The 15,033-nt window shown below is 45.3% G+C and carries 15 protein-coding genes; 3 read left to right on the top strand and 12 right to left on the bottom strand.

Going from position 1 to position 15,033, the window contains the following annotated elements:
• From WMO62_RS05035 to WMO62_RS05025, 3 genes are all read right to left on the bottom strand, one after another.
• The gene (locus WMO62_RS05035) at positions 1-966 is read right to left on the bottom strand and encodes a D-2-hydroxyacid dehydrogenase (RefSeq protein WP_117498231.1); all 966 of its coding nucleotides are present in this window, start codon (positions 964-966) and stop codon (positions 1-3) included.
• A 180-nt stretch (positions 967-1,146) separates the two neighbouring features.
• The gene (locus tag WMO62_RS05030) at positions 1,147-1,713 is read right to left on the bottom strand and encodes a YdcF family protein (RefSeq protein WP_117498229.1); all 567 of its coding nucleotides are present in this window, start codon (positions 1,711-1,713) and stop codon (positions 1,147-1,149) included.
• On the bottom strand, positions 1,710-2,882 hold the full coding sequence (locus WMO62_RS05025; RefSeq protein ID WP_349144021.1) for an aminotransferase class I/II-fold pyridoxal phosphate-dependent enzyme: 1,173 nt from the start codon (positions 2,880-2,882) through the stop codon (positions 1,710-1,712). The genes WMO62_RS05030 and WMO62_RS05025 overlap by 4 nt, the downstream gene beginning before the upstream one ends.
• Before the next feature lie 175 nt (positions 2,883-3,057).
• Between WMO62_RS05025 and WMO62_RS05020 the strand changes: the two genes are divergently transcribed.
• From WMO62_RS05020 to WMO62_RS05010, 3 genes are all read left to right on the top strand, one after another.
• Positions 3,058-4,143, top strand: coding sequence for an LURP-one-related family protein (locus WMO62_RS05020; RefSeq protein ID WP_349144020.1), 1,086 nt, complete (start codon positions 3,058-3,060; stop codon positions 4,141-4,143).
• 4 nt (positions 4,144-4,147) lie between these two features.
• Positions 4,148-4,810: a hypothetical protein gene (locus tag WMO62_RS05015; protein ID WP_349144019.1), complete on the top strand. Its 663-nt coding sequence runs from the start codon at positions 4,148-4,150 to the stop codon at positions 4,808-4,810.
• A gap of 133 nt (positions 4,811-4,943) precedes the next feature.
• The gene (locus WMO62_RS05010; RefSeq protein WP_118439698.1) at positions 4,944-5,294 is read left to right on the top strand and encodes a DUF1292 domain-containing protein; all 351 of its coding nucleotides are present in this window, start codon (positions 4,944-4,946) and stop codon (positions 5,292-5,294) included.
• A gap of 109 nt (positions 5,295-5,403) precedes the next feature.
• Here the strand turns inward: WMO62_RS05010 and WMO62_RS05005 are convergent, their stop codons facing one another.
• The 9 genes from WMO62_RS05005 to thiD all read right to left on the bottom strand — a co-directional run bounded on the left by WMO62_RS05005 (position 5,404) and on the right by thiD (position 14,999).
• Positions 5,404-6,054 (bottom strand): YigZ family protein, encoded by a 651-nt coding sequence (locus tag WMO62_RS05005; protein WP_117498220.1) that lies wholly within the window; start codon positions 6,052-6,054, stop codon positions 5,404-5,406.
• Positions 6,055-6,057: 3 nt separating this feature from the next.
• Positions 6,058-7,911 (bottom strand): ATP-dependent helicase, encoded by a 1,854-nt coding sequence (locus tag WMO62_RS05000; RefSeq protein ID WP_349144018.1) that lies wholly within the window; start codon positions 7,909-7,911, stop codon positions 6,058-6,060.
• Complete coding sequence (gene gltX, locus WMO62_RS04995) at positions 7,908-9,365, bottom strand: glutamate--tRNA ligase (protein WP_117498216.1); 1,458 nt, start codon at positions 9,363-9,365, stop codon at positions 7,908-7,910. The genes WMO62_RS05000 and gltX overlap by 4 nt, the downstream gene beginning before the upstream one ends.
• A 103-nt stretch (positions 9,366-9,468) precedes the next feature.
• Positions 9,469-10,470, bottom strand: a complete 1,002-nt coding sequence (locus WMO62_RS04990) for an Rpn family recombination-promoting nuclease/putative transposase (protein ID WP_349144017.1) — start codon at positions 10,468-10,470, stop codon at positions 9,469-9,471.
• Between the two features lie 399 nt (positions 10,471-10,869).
• Entirely contained in the window at positions 10,870-11,946 is a 1,077-nt protein-coding gene (locus WMO62_RS04985; RefSeq protein ID WP_349144016.1) for an ABC transporter substrate-binding protein, read from the bottom strand.
• 70 nt (positions 11,947-12,016) lie between these two features.
• Complete coding sequence (locus WMO62_RS04980) at positions 12,017-12,778, bottom strand: ABC transporter permease (protein ID WP_117498210.1); 762 nt, start codon at positions 12,776-12,778, stop codon at positions 12,017-12,019.
• Positions 12,775-13,527 carry an ABC transporter ATP-binding protein gene (locus WMO62_RS04975; protein ID WP_349144015.1) on the bottom strand — a complete coding sequence of 251 codons (753 nt, stop codon included), beginning with the start codon at positions 13,525-13,527 and terminating at the stop codon, positions 12,775-12,777. Before WMO62_RS04975 ends, WMO62_RS04980 begins: the two co-directional genes overlap by 4 nt.
• 3 nt (positions 13,528-13,530) lie before the next feature.
• Positions 13,531-14,193, bottom strand: coding sequence for a thiaminase II (gene tenA / locus WMO62_RS04970; RefSeq protein ID WP_349144014.1), 663 nt, complete (start codon positions 14,191-14,193; stop codon positions 13,531-13,533).
• Positions 14,190-14,999: a bifunctional hydroxymethylpyrimidine kinase/phosphomethylpyrimidine kinase gene (thiD, locus tag WMO62_RS04965; RefSeq protein WP_117498204.1), complete on the bottom strand. Its 810-nt coding sequence runs from the start codon at positions 14,997-14,999 to the stop codon at positions 14,190-14,192. Before thiD ends, tenA begins: the two co-directional genes overlap by 4 nt.
• Positions 15,000-15,033: the final 34 nt, after the last annotated feature.

Below are 15,033 nucleotides of genomic sequence, written 5' to 3'. Positions count from 1 at the left end.
CTATTTGTTAACCACGTTTACAGGTGCACCATCAAGAACAGATTTGATATTCTCCGCGGTGGTGTTCATGATACGTTTTCTTGCATCCTGTGTTGCCCAGGAAATATGCGGAGTGATGATGCAGTTTTTCGCTTTCAGCAGAACATTGTCAGCTTTGATCGGCTCTGTAGATACAACGTCAACTGCTGCTGCAGATACTTTTCCGCTCTCCAGTGCATCATACAGATCCTGCTCTACAACCAGCGGTCCACGGCTGTTGTTGATGATAACCACGCCGTCTTTCATCTTAGCGATGTTGTCTTTGTTGATGATCCCCTCAGTAGACGGGAACAGCGGACAATGCAGGAAAATAAAGTCAGATTTAGCAAGCAGCTCGTCAAGCTCTACATAAGTAGCAACCTGTTTTCCAGCCTCGCTCTGGAATGCATCGTATGCGATAACATTTACATTCATTGCTTTCAGGATCTTAGCGGTGTTGACACCAATACGTCCCAGACCAATGATACCTGCAGTCTTTCCAGATACCTCGATCATCGGATAATGCCAGTAGCACCAGTCAGCGTTGCTAGCCCACTCTCCTTTATGTACGGACTCGTTGTGATGTCCGATATGGGAGCAAACCTCCATCAGAAGGGATACTGCAAACTGGCTTACGTTGTCAGTTCCATATACCGGTACGTTCTGAACCGGGATTCCTTTGGATTTTGCATACTCATAATCTACTACATTGTAACCAGTTGCCAGAACTGCGATTGTCTTGATATTCGGGCATTTGTCAATAGTCTCTTTGCTGATCGGGGTCTTGTTGATAACAACAACTTCTGCATCACCGATACGCTCAGCGATCAGCGGAGACTCCTCATAAGATGTACGATCATATACTGTTACTTCTCCAAGTGCTTCCAGCGGCTCCCAGCTGATATCTCCCGGGTTTTCAGTGTAACCATCCAATACTACGATTTTCATTTTACTCTTCTCCTTTTATAATGATTGATTATTTTTGTTGCCTCCGCGATATCGGTAAACCGGACATCGTTTTCGGATTGCTCTTTATGTCAATGATTATAGTCGGAATTTGCAAAAAGTGTAATATTACTCTATCTATCTTTTTCTTCAGAAAGTTGTTATGCGTAACAAATCTTGGCATTATAGTCTCGCCCGGAAGATTTCTCCAAACTGACTGCCACAATGTTCTACTTCTTTCAGTACCGTCTCAATACCTGTCTCATGCTGATACCAGTTATCCCGGCTGATGCCTCTGGTAATCACCGGGCACACCAGAATCTCAGTCTCCGGGTAACAGACCTGATAATAAAGGCTCGCACGTCTTGCATGATATGCCTGACAGACCAGAATCGCCTTTTTAATGTCCAGACCCAGTTTATCAGTTAATTTGCGGGAGAAAATTGCATTTTCATAAGTATAAGTTGCCTGCTTTTCCTGAAGGATCGCGTGATCAGCCACTCCTTCCTTTAGCAGGATCTCATGAAAATAATCCCACTCGGTCTCATGATCCCCATGCCCTGTAAAATATCCTGTCAGCTTGGAATATTTTCCAGAAGGGAGCACCAATGGCGCATATCCTTCCTTCCAGAGCTGTGCCGCCCGCACTGGCAGTGCTCCTTCTGCAGATCCAGGAAGAAAGATCATGTCTGCCTGCTCCGGCTGATCCTCTATGAAAATGAAATCAGTATATGCATCTACAAAACTCATGCTTCCAGAATACCACTTTCCTTTACGATACGAACTACTTTTTCAATGGTTTCCACCGGATGAACCAATGCAATCCGCACATACCCTTCTCCCAGATTGCCAAAGGCAGTACCCGGAGTTACGATCATGCCGGTCTTCTCCATCAGATCCAGGGTAAATCTCTCTGAACTGGTATAATTCTCCGGGATCGGTGCCCATACGAACATGGTTCCCTGCCCATCCGGGATCTTCCATCCAATACTGCTCATGCCTCTGCAGAGCGCATAATTTCTCTCTTCATAGATCCGGCACTGCTCTTTTACATTGTCCTGCGGACCAGTCAGTGCTGCCACTGCGGCCTTCTGGATCGGCAGAAAGATGCCGTAATCAATCTGAGAACGGACTTTCCGGAACATCTGGATCACATCTTTGTTACCAAGCGCAAAAGAGATCCGCATGCCAGTCATGTTATAAGACTTGGACAGAGAATAAAATTCAATCCCCACTTCCATGGCTCCTGGATAAGACAGGAAAGATTTTCCCTCTTTTCCGCCAAAGATAATATCGGAATAAGCATTGTCATGAAGCAGGATCACATTATATTTTTTTGCAAATGCAATGGCTTTTTCATAAAAGCTGTCATCTGCCACGGAACATACCGGATTGGCCGGATAAGAAATGATCATAAATTTCGCGGCTTTGGCTGTCTCCTCCGGAATATCTGCAAAATCCGGCAGAAAATTATTTTCTGCATAGAGCGGATACGTCTCCACCTTTGCCCCCATGAGCTGTGGTCCCATGCCGAACACCGGGTAACCTGGATTTGGCACCAGTACCACATCCCCCGGATCACACATGACAAGAGCAATATGTGCCATGCCTTCCTGAGATCCATACATGCTCATGATCTGATCTGTCTCAAGCTCCACGCCAAAACGGTTTTTATAAAAATTCTTCATAGCTTCCAGCATTTCCGGCCGGTCAGCCATGGCATATTTGTAATTATCAGGATCCTTGCAGGCCTCTTCCATTGCTTTCATAATATGCTCCGGTGTTTTAAAATCCGGCGTGCCCACAGAAAAATTATAGACTTCTCTGCCCGCCTGCAGCAGTTCTTCTTTCTTTGTATTTAGAATTGAAAAAATACCTTCCTCGATCTGAGTGGCTCTTTTTGAAAATATCATATCCATATTCATTTTCTCCTCTGTGTATCCTTGTCTGCGATATCCGGAAACTCCGAATAGTTTTATTTTATAAAAAAATGCTATAAAGTCAAGATATGATTCTTTCGGGTAGTGACAACAAAATTTGAAAATGATATCATTTGAATCATAATATAAAATACATATGAGAAGGAGGAGTCTTATGAAATTGCGACGTATTCTCTATCGACTGGTTGGTGCCATTGTTTCCGTTCTTGGGCTTGGCTTAATCTTCAAATTTTATTACAGTTCTGTCCTCATCTCCGTAGGAACGGTGATTCTGATCTTCGGAGTCGCCATCTGGATGATGGCAACCCCGGAAGATTACAATAACTCTACTGACATTGTAAAAATGATCAGTTTCGGTGACACCGTGAGAAAAATCGAAGATTTCTATGAAGCCTTCAAAAATGTATCCACTCCTCTGGGCAGCGGCTATCTGGGACATATTTGTACTATGAAGCGGCCGGCTCTGATCTTCGGACCGGACAAGTATGGAAATTATCTCTATTTCTGGATCACCGATTCCGGTATCAACGGGTACCTCGGCTACTCCGATCTGGCAGGTCTGATCAAAAAGCGGATAACAGAACCGCTGATCCCTCCGAGAGAAAATTTTGCAGATAATACTGCTGACAGCGTCTGCTATCACTCGGATGTGATCCTGCTTCAGAAGTATTTGTTTGACAGCATCTCTTCTTATGCAAATACCGGTAAAGTCCTTCCGATCCCGGAATCTGAACCATCAGAGGTATACACCTTTACAGAAGATTTCAAACTGACAGGACAGCATTTCGATCTGTGTGACAAGGACGGTAATCTGGTCTACTCTATCGATGGAACAGCTCCTCTTCTCAAATTCCGCATCTTTGACCCGTCTCACAGAGAAGTATTCCGCGTAGAGAAAGAGATTCTTCATGTGCTGCCGACTTATCGCTTCTATGCAAATGATGTGCTCTACGGAAAGCTGGAGAAAAAATTCGAGCTGATCCGGGATCATTTCACTATGGATGTAACAGAAGGAAGACTGGAGCTCAGAGAATATACTGGTTCCATCGGACACAACTTCACAGTCACTCTCAATGGACGGATGCTGGGTGCCATCATGGATGACCTGGAACTGACCATACACAATCTGATCTTTGATAATGCTGTGATGATCGTCTATGACACCGATTATCTTCCACTGATGACTGCTATGGCGATCATGGTGGCAAGAGAGATTGCAAGAGATGAGGAGGATGACTAAATAGATGAAATCATTTACCAGAAAAACAGTACTTTTTCTGATACTGGCGTTCTCACTTGTAACCATCGGATGCGGAAAAGATACTCCAAAAGCTGCTGAATCGGACCAGCGGGAGCTGCTTAATAATGCCTCCACCCTCACCGTTACCGGTGACCTGGATGACATTGTCCTCGATTCCGACCTGATTGCTGACGGTACAGTTGCCGGACGGATCGTAGAAAGAGGCTTCTTCAACACCAAATGGACCATCACCTCCGGCGGAGAGCCATGGTTCTATATCTCTTATCCAAAGGAGAAATGGATCTACAACATGGAAGGAGTCAATTCCGGTAATACGTATGGATATTACGATATGGATGACAACTGCTTAGGATATGCCCAGGAGCAGCTTCTGGAAAGCGATACACTGGAGCGGGATTATTACATCGTATTTCTGGATGCAGAAGGAAATATTGCCAGAGACTATCTGGCCACCGAAAAGGGCAATTATCTGATGGATTTTGATGGAAATAAAATCGGCGAGGGAAAGGCAGAACTGGAAGGCTTTTTCTCTGATGATTATGTCGTGACTGTATCCACCGATGAAGGTACCGAAGTGGATCTCAAAGACAAGCTGGCTTTGTGCCTGCGGCTCGATTTTTATTTTATGTCAGACTACAGTGATTAACTCATAGATTTTATGTCATACTACAGTGATTAGCTCTTGCAAAACCATCTGGCTTCTGATACATTGTAAATGATATGTTTTGTACAGGGATCTTCCCTGAACTGTTTATTATAAAAGAAATGAGGGTTTACAAATGTCCAATAACTGTGATGAAACCAAATGCAATGGTGATTGCGCTTCCTGCGGCGGAGACGGTGTTACCGTGACTCTGACTCTGGATGATGACAGCACCGTAGAATGTGCCATCGTAGGCATCTTCGACGGAGGAGACAAAGAATACATCGCTCTGCTTCCACTGGATGAGAATGGTCAGAACGAGGACGGCGAAGTATATCTGTATCGTTATTCCAAAGATACAAATGGTCAGCCGAAGCTTGAGAACATTGAGTCTGATGAAGAGTATGAGATTGCTTCTGATGCCTTTGACGAGCTTCTGGATTCCATGGAGTATGACGAATTAGTATCTGAGGATGAACTGAACTAGTCATTCCCTGATCTGCTTTGCAGGTCAGAAAAAGCCGGAAGACATTGCAAGATACAGGTCTTCCGGCTTTTATTTTTCTTCTCTGTCGGTCTTGATCTACCACAGGATATCAGAAGCAAATATATTCTCCATCGATCAGCGCATAGAAAAGCTGTTCCACTTCTTCCATGCCTGCCCGGCCACTGACTGCTTCTGTCACGGCTTTCTTGATTTCTTCCACCCGGCTCACGGGAATCAATACCACAAAGCTTACCTTTTCCGTATACTGTGCATCCATAATAGGAATCTCCCGCTGTCCGAACAGATACTGAAGCTTTCCAATATCATTGTAATCGGTGTTTACCAGAAGCTTCGTTCCCCAATATTTTGTTATGATCGTACTGTTGGCCAGTCCTTCTTTGGTCGCCGCTGAATAGGCACGCACCAGTCCGCCTGTTCCAAGCAGTGTTCCTCCAAAATAACGGGTCACCACCACCGCCACATTCGTAAGTCCTGCTCCGGTCAGCACATCCATCATAGGTTTTCCCGCTGTCTGGGATGGCTCTCCATCATCACTGCATCGCATCAGCTCCTGCCGTTCTCCCAGCACATAAGCAGAGCAGTTATGTCTGGCATCCCAGTATTTTTTCTTCATTTCCTCGATAAATGCAAGAGCCTCTTCTTCTGTCTCCACCGGGCGGACAGTGGCAATAAACCTGGATTTTTTCTCTACGATCTCTCCTTCGCCGCCTTCGTAGACGGTCTTATACTGTTCTGTCATTTCTTACACTTCCTCCTGCATCTCTTCCAGAAACCGGGATGGTTTCTTCTCATGGCTTCCTACCTTCTTGGTCCAGCAGATGGTCAGTTCCTTCTTGGCACGTGTCATAGCCACATAAAACATGCGCCGCTCTTCTTCCAGATCCGGTTCCAGCACCGCTTTCTTATAAGGCGTTATTCCTTCCGCCGCATCCAGGATAAATACCTTTTCATATTCCAGTCCTTTGCTGCTGTGCATAGTGGTCAGATGGACACCATCCTTTACTTCCTGCTGCCGCTTTTTCAACTGCTCCATCTCTTCTGTATATTTTTCAATATAGATAAACCATTCTTCATAGGTATGATACTCTCTGGCACTCTCCTGCAGATCTGAGAGCACTTCCAGAAGATCCTCCACATTCATGCGCCGAAACCCGGCGTACTCTTTCAGATACTCTTCGTATCCAATCACATGGCGGATATAATTGATGGCTGCAAAAGGACCCATGCGGCTCATCATCTTAAGATCATACTGCAGCCTCTCGATTCGGTCACACACATAACGCTTATCCTTATAAAAGTTAAGCATATATTCCCAGGAGATCCGCTCATCATTCAGACACTCCCGGCTCAGATACCGTTTAGGACGGTTCAGCACCGGAAGCAGATCCTTACGAAGTCCGCTTCCCATGGCAAGTCTCATATAACAGAACAGATCTCTGGCGATCCAGTGCTGGAACAGATTGGGAACCTGATCCCTCACCCGAAATGGCAGGTTATACTCCATCAGCTTCTGGATCACGACCCTTGGCTGGGTGTTGGTGCGATAAATGACCGCTACCTGGCGAAGCAAACCTCCCCTTGCCTGCCAGTTCTGAATCTCTCTCAAAATATAAGTACACTCCTGCTGCTGATCTGGAAATTCCAGGCTCCGCACCAAAGCCCCATCTCCACCTCGAGCTATGATGTTCTTCGGAAACCGGGTCTTATTCCTGGCGATCACCCGACCAGCTGCCTCTACAATCTGTGTGGTAGAGCGAAAATTATCATTCAGCAGTACCTGTCCTGATTGTGGATAATCCTTCCGAAAATTCAGCATGATCTCCGGTCTGGCACCCCGAAATCGGTAGATGGACTGATCATCATCTCCCACAATGAACAGATTGTTCTCCGGCTCCGCCAGCAGACGCAAAATATCATACTGCAGGCGGTTGATATCCTGAAATTCATCCACCAGTATGTACTGATATTTTTTCTGCCAGGCAGACAGAATATCTTTCCGCTGGGACAACAGTTCCCATGTATAGACCAGCATATCGTCAAAATCAATGAGTCTTGCACGCTTCTTTCGTTCTTCGTAACCCTCGTAGATCTTTCGGAACACCTCTTCCGAACAGTTTTTTGAAAAATAATGTTCCAGTTCTACCCGTTCATTTTTGATCAGACTGATCTCTCCGGCAATCCCCGTGAGAAATTCATTTTCATCATCGATCTCCAGTTTCATCCGGTCTACACTCTCCTTCAGATACTGGCGTCTGGTCTCCTCAGTAATGATATTTGCCACCGTAAACCCATAAGACAATTTCAAAATATTGAAAAAAACAGCATGAAAAGTACCAAACGATACGTTTCCATATCCTCCGGGCGGTTGTGCCTGCTGTTCCATCAGGCGTGTAAAACGCTCCTTCATCTCCGTAGCAGCTGCCTTCGTAAAGGTGATGACCAGAATTGAAGAAGGGGAAATACTGCAGTCCTGTACCAGATACTGCACTCTTTTTGTCACAACGGTGGTTTTGCCCGATCCCGGGCCGGCAAGAACGAGCAGCGGTCCGTCTACATGACGGATCGCTTCGCTCTGCGATTTTGTAAAAGAACTCATAAAGACTCGCTTAATTTATCAATCGCTTTTTCAATACGTGCAATACTTTCTTCTTTGCCGATCACTTCCATGATCTCAGTTGCTCCGCACGGAGTCATCTGTTTACCGGAAGTCGCAGTACGGATCGGCCACATAACATAACCGTTCTTATAGCCTTTCTCCGCTACATATGCACTCAGCATTGCATACAATGCGTCATTGCTATAATCTTCCTGTGCTTTCAGAAGCGGAAGCACCTCTTTTAAAACTGCCAGAGAAGTCTCTGCAGTCGTCTTCATCTTCTTGTGGGTGTACATGGATACATCGTACTCCGGTACTTCCTCAAAGAAATCAATCAGCTCCTTGATATCCGGGAAGATCTCAATACGGGTCTTCACCATGGCAGCGATCTTCTTCAGATCATAATCCTTGGTGATCACTTCTTTGATGATCGGAAGTGCTCTCTCATAGAATGCATCAAAGTCCATCTTCTTAATGTACTCGCCATTCATCCACTTCAGTTTTCCGTAATCGAAAACTGCAGGAGATTTACTCATATGGCGGTAATCAAATTTCTCCACAAGCTCCTCCAGGGACATGATTTCCTGATTGTCCTCCGGTGACCATCCCAGCAGTGCTACAAAGTTCACAACTGCCTCAGTCAGGAAGCCCTGCTCGATCAGATCTTCATAGGAAGAATGTCCGCAACGCTTGCTCAGCTTCTTATGAGTCTCATCTGTAATCAGCGGACAGTGTACATAGACCGGAACCTCCCAGCCAAATGCTTCATACAGACGATTGTATTTCGGTGAAGAAGACAGGTATTCGTTTCCACGAACCACATGAGTGATGCCCATCAGATGGTCATCTACTACATTTGCAAAATTGTAGGTCGGATATCCATCAGATTTGATCAGGATCATGTCATCCAGTTCAGAGTTATCGACGGTAATATCTCCGTAGATCTCATCGTGGAAGGTAGTAGTTCCTGTCTGCGGGTTGTTCTGACGGATAACATACGGAACACCTGCTTTTAATTTTTCTTCTACTTCTTCCTTGCTCAGATGCAGGCAGTGCTTGTCGTAGATCATGATCTCTTTTCCAGCCACTTCCTGCTTCAGGCTCTCCAGACGTTCTTTATCACAGAAGCAGTAATATGCTTCGCCTTTTTCAATCAGCTTCTTAGCATATTCCATGTAGATACCGGATTTTACACGGTCACTCTGTACATACGGACCAACGCCGCCATCTTTGTCCGGTCCCTCATCATGCTTAAGACCAGTTGCTTTCAGTGTGCGGTAAATGATGTCCACAGCACCCTCTACCAGACGCTCCTGGTCAGTATCCTCAATACGAAGAAGGAAATCTCCTCCCTCATGCTTTGCGATCAAATATGCGTATAACGCCGTTCTTAAGTTTCCTACATGCATACGTCCTGTAGGACTCGGCGCAAATCTTGTACGTACCTTTCCCATTGCTTATCTCCTCTTACTATTTCATTCTTCTGCTGATGTCAGACACCAGTAATCTAAAGATAAATTATATACGATTGAGTTTGGTTTTACAAGGGGTTTGTGTTTACTTCCAATACTGCTTCATATATTTTTCTGCTTTCTCCTGACTCAGATGATATCTCATTTCCACCTGAAACTGCGTATTATCATAAGTACCACCTAACTCCTTGCAAACTTCAATCATATTCCGAATCCCCCATACTTTCTCCTGTGCAATTCCACGCTCCATTCCCTGGGCCAGTCCGCGCTCCATTCCTTCTGCAATCATCTGATCTACGGCTCCACACATATTGATTCCTCCATCTTCATTTTGTACATTTTCTTTCAGTTCCAGCATGCGCTTATCTAAGAAGTTCCACATCACATCATAGGTATCTTCTTCGATATTTTCAATCTCCGGTATGGTTTTCAATACTTTCTTTAAAGTCGGTAAATTATCCCGATATTTGATTGTCAGAAACATGGTTGCAATATCTTTTGGGAATTCAAGCAGACGCTCATCCGGTGTATGGCACACATCCAGCACATGAATCTGATAATCAGGAATATAAGTTTTGAATCTTTCCGGGACTTCGGAAAAATCCAGTAATCCGTGCAGATTTTTTGCTGCGTCCCATGGTTCTTCTCCCATATACAATACCAACGTAATGACCGGTATCAGTCTGTCTTCTTTTTTGATCGGTGACAGTTCTACCTTCTGTTTTCCAGATTTTACGTGGTTCTCCACTTTTCTTTCAGATGCAATCCTCTGAATCTGATCTTTATATTCCAGTGCATCATAGTCCATTATCCGCACCGGCATGGAATAGTCTACAAAGGACTGAAGTTCTGTTCCAATCATAAGAACTACTTTAACTTTCCCGATTTCTTTAAATACATCCCGGTAGCGACTTCTCATTCTGGCCGTTCTTCCACTTCCTGTCTTTCCTGTCAGACGAATATTTTTCGGTTTGATCTGTGTCTCATCGATTTCTTTTTCTCCTTGACAGATCCATCCATTGACCAGCCATGCGAAATGTCTTGCATCTTCATAATATGCAATCATCGGTTCTTCTTTTTTTCCCATAATCCCCCTTCGGCGATTCTGGAAAATATATAATATTGTGCCCCCATTTTTCCATATCTCCAGCTCGCCTTTATTCAGTTTTTTTCTTCTGAAAACTCGGCGAATCGCCGGATATGCTTACGCATAAGAATCTCAGATGTTGGTTTCATTTTATGATACTTTTAGTTGCTTGTCAACTGTTTTTTTGAATTTGTTATTACGCTAAAATCTGTGTGTAAAAACAGCCCCACCCATCATCGATTATGCTGGGAACGTCCGCAGCCCCGGTACTTCCCGAAATCAAGCGCAAGCGCAAGATTAAGGGTTCGTACCGCTGGGCGAGGAATTAGCGGAAGCGGTTCCCTGAATAACAATGGTGGGTGGGGCTGGGGTTATTTGGATATGTTATTTTTCAAGCAATTAGTTTTCAAAATCAACAATTGTCATCACATCGGACACATCCACAGCTTTATCAATCAGCTGATTTTCCAGCATCCAGTCGATATTTTCCTGCCAGCACTCATCAGTCTGGGTCAGGAATGCAGCATCTTCGGTCTCCATAAGCGGGATCAGCGTTGCGCAGGACTGCTCTTCTACAGACTGGGTCAGTGGGAAATTCTCTTCATTCTGATTGTTCATAAGGATTGCCAGGCAGCCGTCTGGATCAGCCTTAAAATCATCAAAGCCTTTCTTTGCAGCGCGAAGGAATCCAGCTACAACTTCCGGCTCATTTTCCAGAAGATCATCGTTGGTCAGAAATACTTCCTCGTAGTAATTCGGAATGCCGTATCCGCTGACACTAAAGTAGTTCACGTCAAAGCCTTCTTCTTCCAGCTGCGGAACTTCATGATTTACCAGGCAGCCGATAGTTGCATCCACATTTCCGGTAGTCATGGAACTCATCAGTTCAAATCCTACATTGATCATATTTACATCAGAAGCGTCTGCTCCCACATTTTCCATCATACATTTTACAAGAGCTTCACTCAAAACCGTTCCGCCATAACCGATGGTCTTACCAACCAGATCTTCCGGTTTGGTGATATTTTTGTCTTTCAAAGACAGGATCACGTTCAGAGGAGACTGTACGATCGCGCCAATAGATTTAATTCCTGTTCCCTGATTAGCAACGGCCTGGATCACATCCTGCTGATAGTACATACCGATCTCTGCTTTTCCTGCTGCTACCAATGCCAGCGCATCGTTATCATTTGCCGGAAAATGAATCTTCACATCCAGTCCCTCTTCTGCAAAATATCCACGCTCAATGGCAGTATACAGTAATGTATGGATGGCATTGGGATACCAGTCCAGAACTACGTTGACTTCTCTTAAGTCTTTGTTATCTGTCTGTGTGTCTGCAGTCTCTGCTGCACTGTTATCTTCTGCCTCTGTTCCTGCTGCAGAACTATTGTCTGCTGACTGCTTGCCACATCCGGTCACAGATGCCATACACATGGTTGCTGCTAATAATATTGCTAATACTCTATGTTTCATTTCACTTATCCTCTCTGATATCAAATATTTTTTGTCGAATGCATGACGAATCACGTCGTTCTTCGCATTCTTAATCGTTTCTCCAACGGATCATACGCTTCTCCAGTGCGCTCACCACACCTACAAAAGCCATGGCCACCACAGAGAGCAGAAGAATCGGTGCAAATACACCTGCTCCATCCAGCTGCGTCATCATCCGTCGGCTGAAATATCCCAGTCCGCTCTGTGCACCCAGCCATTCTCCAATCGCTGCTCCAATGATGGACAGCGGCACTGCCATCTTAATGGCAGAGAAAAAGCAGGGAAGCACTGCCGGAATCTTTAATTTAAAAAAGATCTGGCGTCTGTCTGCTCCAAACGTGAACAGCAGCTCTTCCATCTCTGTTTTCACTGATTTGAACCCATCAAACACAGTGATCGTAATCGGAAAAAATGTAATCAATACGGTTACCAGTACTTTGCTCCAGATGGAATACCCGAACCAGAGCACGAACAATGGCGCCAGTGCTGTAGTCGGAATCGTCTGCGATGCGATGATCAGTGGATACAATGCTTTTTCAGCTACTTCACTTACATCCATCAGGATCGCCAGTCCAAGTCCAAGCACAACGGAAATCAAAAGTCCGATCGCTACCACCGACATGGTTGCCGGAAGATGTGCGGTGAAAAGCGGTCCTCTCAGCTCCCATAATCGCACCAGAATCTGCGTGGGTGACGGCAGGATGTATGCCGCATTGATTCCCATAGCTGCCATCTGCCAGAACATTATAAGTGCTGCCAGAAGGATCAGTGCCGGAAGATTGGCATTTCCTGCCTTTTTCTTATCTCTCATACGGTCTCCCTCCTGAGCATGTCGATCAGGTCTTCTTTCAGCTTCACGATCTCTGGACGCATCAATTCCTCACGGGTGCGCGGATACTCTGCCGGAACTTCGATGGATTTCAGATGTGTGATCGGCATATTTTCTACGACCAGAATCCTGCTTGACAGGAAAACTGCCTCTTCCACATCATGAGTAATAAATAATACTGTCTTTTTTTCTCGTTCCCACTGTTCCAGCAGCCACTCCCGCATAGAAAGACGAGTCAGATAATCAAGGGCGGAAAAGGGCTCATCCAGAAGCAACAGATCTGATCCGGTCAGCACCGTTCTTGCAAATGCTGCCCGCTGTCGCATTCCACCGGATAATTCTTTGGGGGATTTCTTTCCCCAGTCTTTTAATCCAACCGATTCCAGTGCCTGATCTGCCCGCTGCTCCATCTCCACTTTACTGATTCCTCCCTGGATCTCCATAGGAAGCATCAGATTTTCTTTTACTGTTCTCCACGGAAACAACAGATCCTGCTGCGGCATATAACCACAGTAATTCTTCTGCTTTTCAATGGAAGTTCCATTCACCAGTACCGTTCCCTCTGCCGGTGTCAGAAGCTTGTTCACCAGTCGGAAGATCGTACTTTTTCCACATCCGGAAGGTCCGATCACGCACACAAACTCCCCAGCATCTACCGTAAATGACAGATGATCGATGATGGAAAAATCCTCGGAATCATACTGAAACCGCACGTTATCAAATGTCAGCATGATCTAACGCCTCATTTCCCAGGCCATATCCCAGAATGCCATCTCATAACGGGAACAAGCCATAAATATCTCTTCCAGATGCTGAAGCTGCTTCTCAGAATATCCATCAGACAGTCGATCCATCAGATCGATCAGCACCTGATTCTCTTCATGATAAGCATCTGCCACATAGCCACTGACCCATTCACCATAAAAAGGATGATTCAAAGCTTCCGGATGTTTTTCCACGATCTTCTTTGCGATCACTTCATAGCTCACTGCGCAGGAAAGAATGGCTGCAGCCACCTCTGCCTGACCTTCCTCGTAAGCTACCCTGAGCATATAAGAAGTATAGGAAAGATTATCAAGTGCCACATTTGCCGTCTCTGCTTCTTCTGGTGTGATGCCAAGACGCGCCATATAAGCTCTGTGGATATCCATCTCTCCATCCAGGATCGCATGGGTATAACCTGCAAACAGCTTCATGGCAGATAAGTCTTTTTCCTTGGCTGCTCCCAGGGCAAATACCTTCGTATAATCGATCAGATACAGATAATCCTGTATCATATAATATTTGAATTTTTCTTTGTCAAGGCTGCCGTCTGCAATTCCTTTTACAAATGGATGCTCATGGTAAGCCTCCCAGATCTCTTTAGATACATTCAGCAGTCTCTCCGTAGTCGTCATGCCTTCTCCTCCGCAAAGCCTTTTCCACGGAAATCAAATCCATGATCCATAGGTCCAGAACCATGTCCAAGGTCAAGCATCGCTGCCAGTGCGCCGGAAATATATGCTTTTGCACGCTCTACGGCTGTGTCCAGATCATAGCCTTTTGCCAGGTTGGAGGCAATGGCACTGGAAAGGGTACAACCGGTTCCATGAGTGTTCGGATTATCGATCCTTTTTCCATTGAACCACTTGTATCCACCGTCTCTGTACAGAAGATCGTTGGCATCATTCAGCTGATGTCCACCTTTGCACAGAACTGCACAGTGATAGGTCTCACTGATATATTTTGCAGCTTCTACCATATCCTCCGCCGTCTTCACTTCCATACCGGACAGAACCTCTGTCTCCGGAATGTTTGGTGTCAGTACGGTTGCCATGGGAAGAAGCTTTTCTTTCAATGCTCCAATGGCATCCTCACTGATCAGTCTTGATCCGCTGGTTGCCACCATCACCGGGTCCACTACAATATTTTCTGCTTTGTACTCTGTGAGCTTCTTCGCAATAGATTCAATTAATCCTGTGGAAGAAACCATTCCGATCTTCACTGCATCCGGACGAATATCCGTAAAAATGCTGTCGATCTCCTGCTCGAGGAACTCTGGTGTCACCTCGAAAATTCCCTGAACGCCGGTGGTATTCTGGGCTGTCAATGCTGTGATCGCACTCATGGCATATACTCCATTGGCAATCATCGTCTTCATATCAGCCTGGATTCCGGCGCCTCCGCTGGAATCACTTCCAGCGATCGTTAATGCTGTCTTCATTGTTGTTCTCCTTTCAACATCAATAACTTTTGTT

The organism is Hominiventricola aquisgranensis (assembly GCF_040096225.1).
In the GTDB taxonomy this organism is placed as follows: domain Bacteria; phylum Bacillota; class Clostridia; order Lachnospirales; family Lachnospiraceae; genus Hominiventricola; species Hominiventricola aquisgranensis.
The sequence above is the reverse complement of the archived record's forward strand: the minus strand, read 5'-3'. Positions and strand labels throughout refer to the sequence as shown.

What these genes read in the sequence shown, in the direction of transcription:
- WMO62_RS05035 (WP_117498231.1), bottom strand. Translation starts at nt 966, where the DNA reads ATGAAAATCGTAGTATTGGATGGTTACACTGAAAACCCGGGAGATATC.
- WMO62_RS05030 (WP_117498229.1), bottom strand. Translation starts at nt 1,713, where the DNA reads ATGAGTTTTGTAGATGCATATACTGATTTCATTTTCATAGAGGATCAG.
- WMO62_RS05025 (WP_349144021.1), bottom strand. Translation starts at nt 2,882, where the DNA reads ATGGATATGATATTTTCAAAAAGAGCCACTCAGATCGAGGAAGGTATT.
- WMO62_RS05020 (WP_349144020.1), top strand. Translation starts at nt 3,058, where the DNA reads ATGAAATTGCGACGTATTCTCTATCGACTGGTTGGTGCCATTGTTTCC.
- WMO62_RS05015 (WP_349144019.1), top strand. Translation starts at nt 4,148, where the DNA reads ATGAAATCATTTACCAGAAAAACAGTACTTTTTCTGATACTGGCGTTC.
- WMO62_RS05010 (WP_118439698.1), top strand. Translation starts at nt 4,944, where the DNA reads ATGTCCAATAACTGTGATGAAACCAAATGCAATGGTGATTGCGCTTCC.
- WMO62_RS05005 (WP_117498220.1), bottom strand. Translation starts at nt 6,054, where the DNA reads ATGACAGAACAGTATAAGACCGTCTACGAAGGCGGCGAAGGAGAGATC.
- WMO62_RS05000 (WP_349144018.1), bottom strand. Translation starts at nt 7,911, where the DNA reads ATGAGTTCTTTTACAAAATCGCAGAGCGAAGCGATCCGTCATGTAGAC.
- gltX (WP_117498216.1), bottom strand. Translation starts at nt 9,365, where the DNA reads ATGGGAAAGGTACGTACAAGATTTGCGCCGAGTCCTACAGGACGTATG.
- WMO62_RS04990 (WP_349144017.1), bottom strand. Translation starts at nt 10,470, where the DNA reads ATGGGAAAAAAAGAAGAACCGATGATTGCATATTATGAAGATGCAAGA.
- WMO62_RS04985 (WP_349144016.1), bottom strand. Translation starts at nt 11,946, where the DNA reads ATGAAACATAGAGTATTAGCAATATTATTAGCAGCAACCATGTGTATG.
- WMO62_RS04980 (WP_117498210.1), bottom strand. Translation starts at nt 12,778, where the DNA reads ATGAGAGATAAGAAAAAGGCAGGAAATGCCAATCTTCCGGCACTGATC.
- WMO62_RS04975 (WP_349144015.1), bottom strand. Translation starts at nt 13,527, where the DNA reads ATGCTGACATTTGATAACGTGCGGTTTCAGTATGATTCCGAGGATTTT.
- tenA (WP_349144014.1), bottom strand. Translation starts at nt 14,193, where the DNA reads ATGACGACTACGGAGAGACTGCTGAATGTATCTAAAGAGATCTGGGAG.
- thiD (WP_117498204.1), bottom strand. Translation starts at nt 14,999, where the DNA reads ATGAAGACAGCATTAACGATCGCTGGAAGTGATTCCAGCGGAGGCGCC.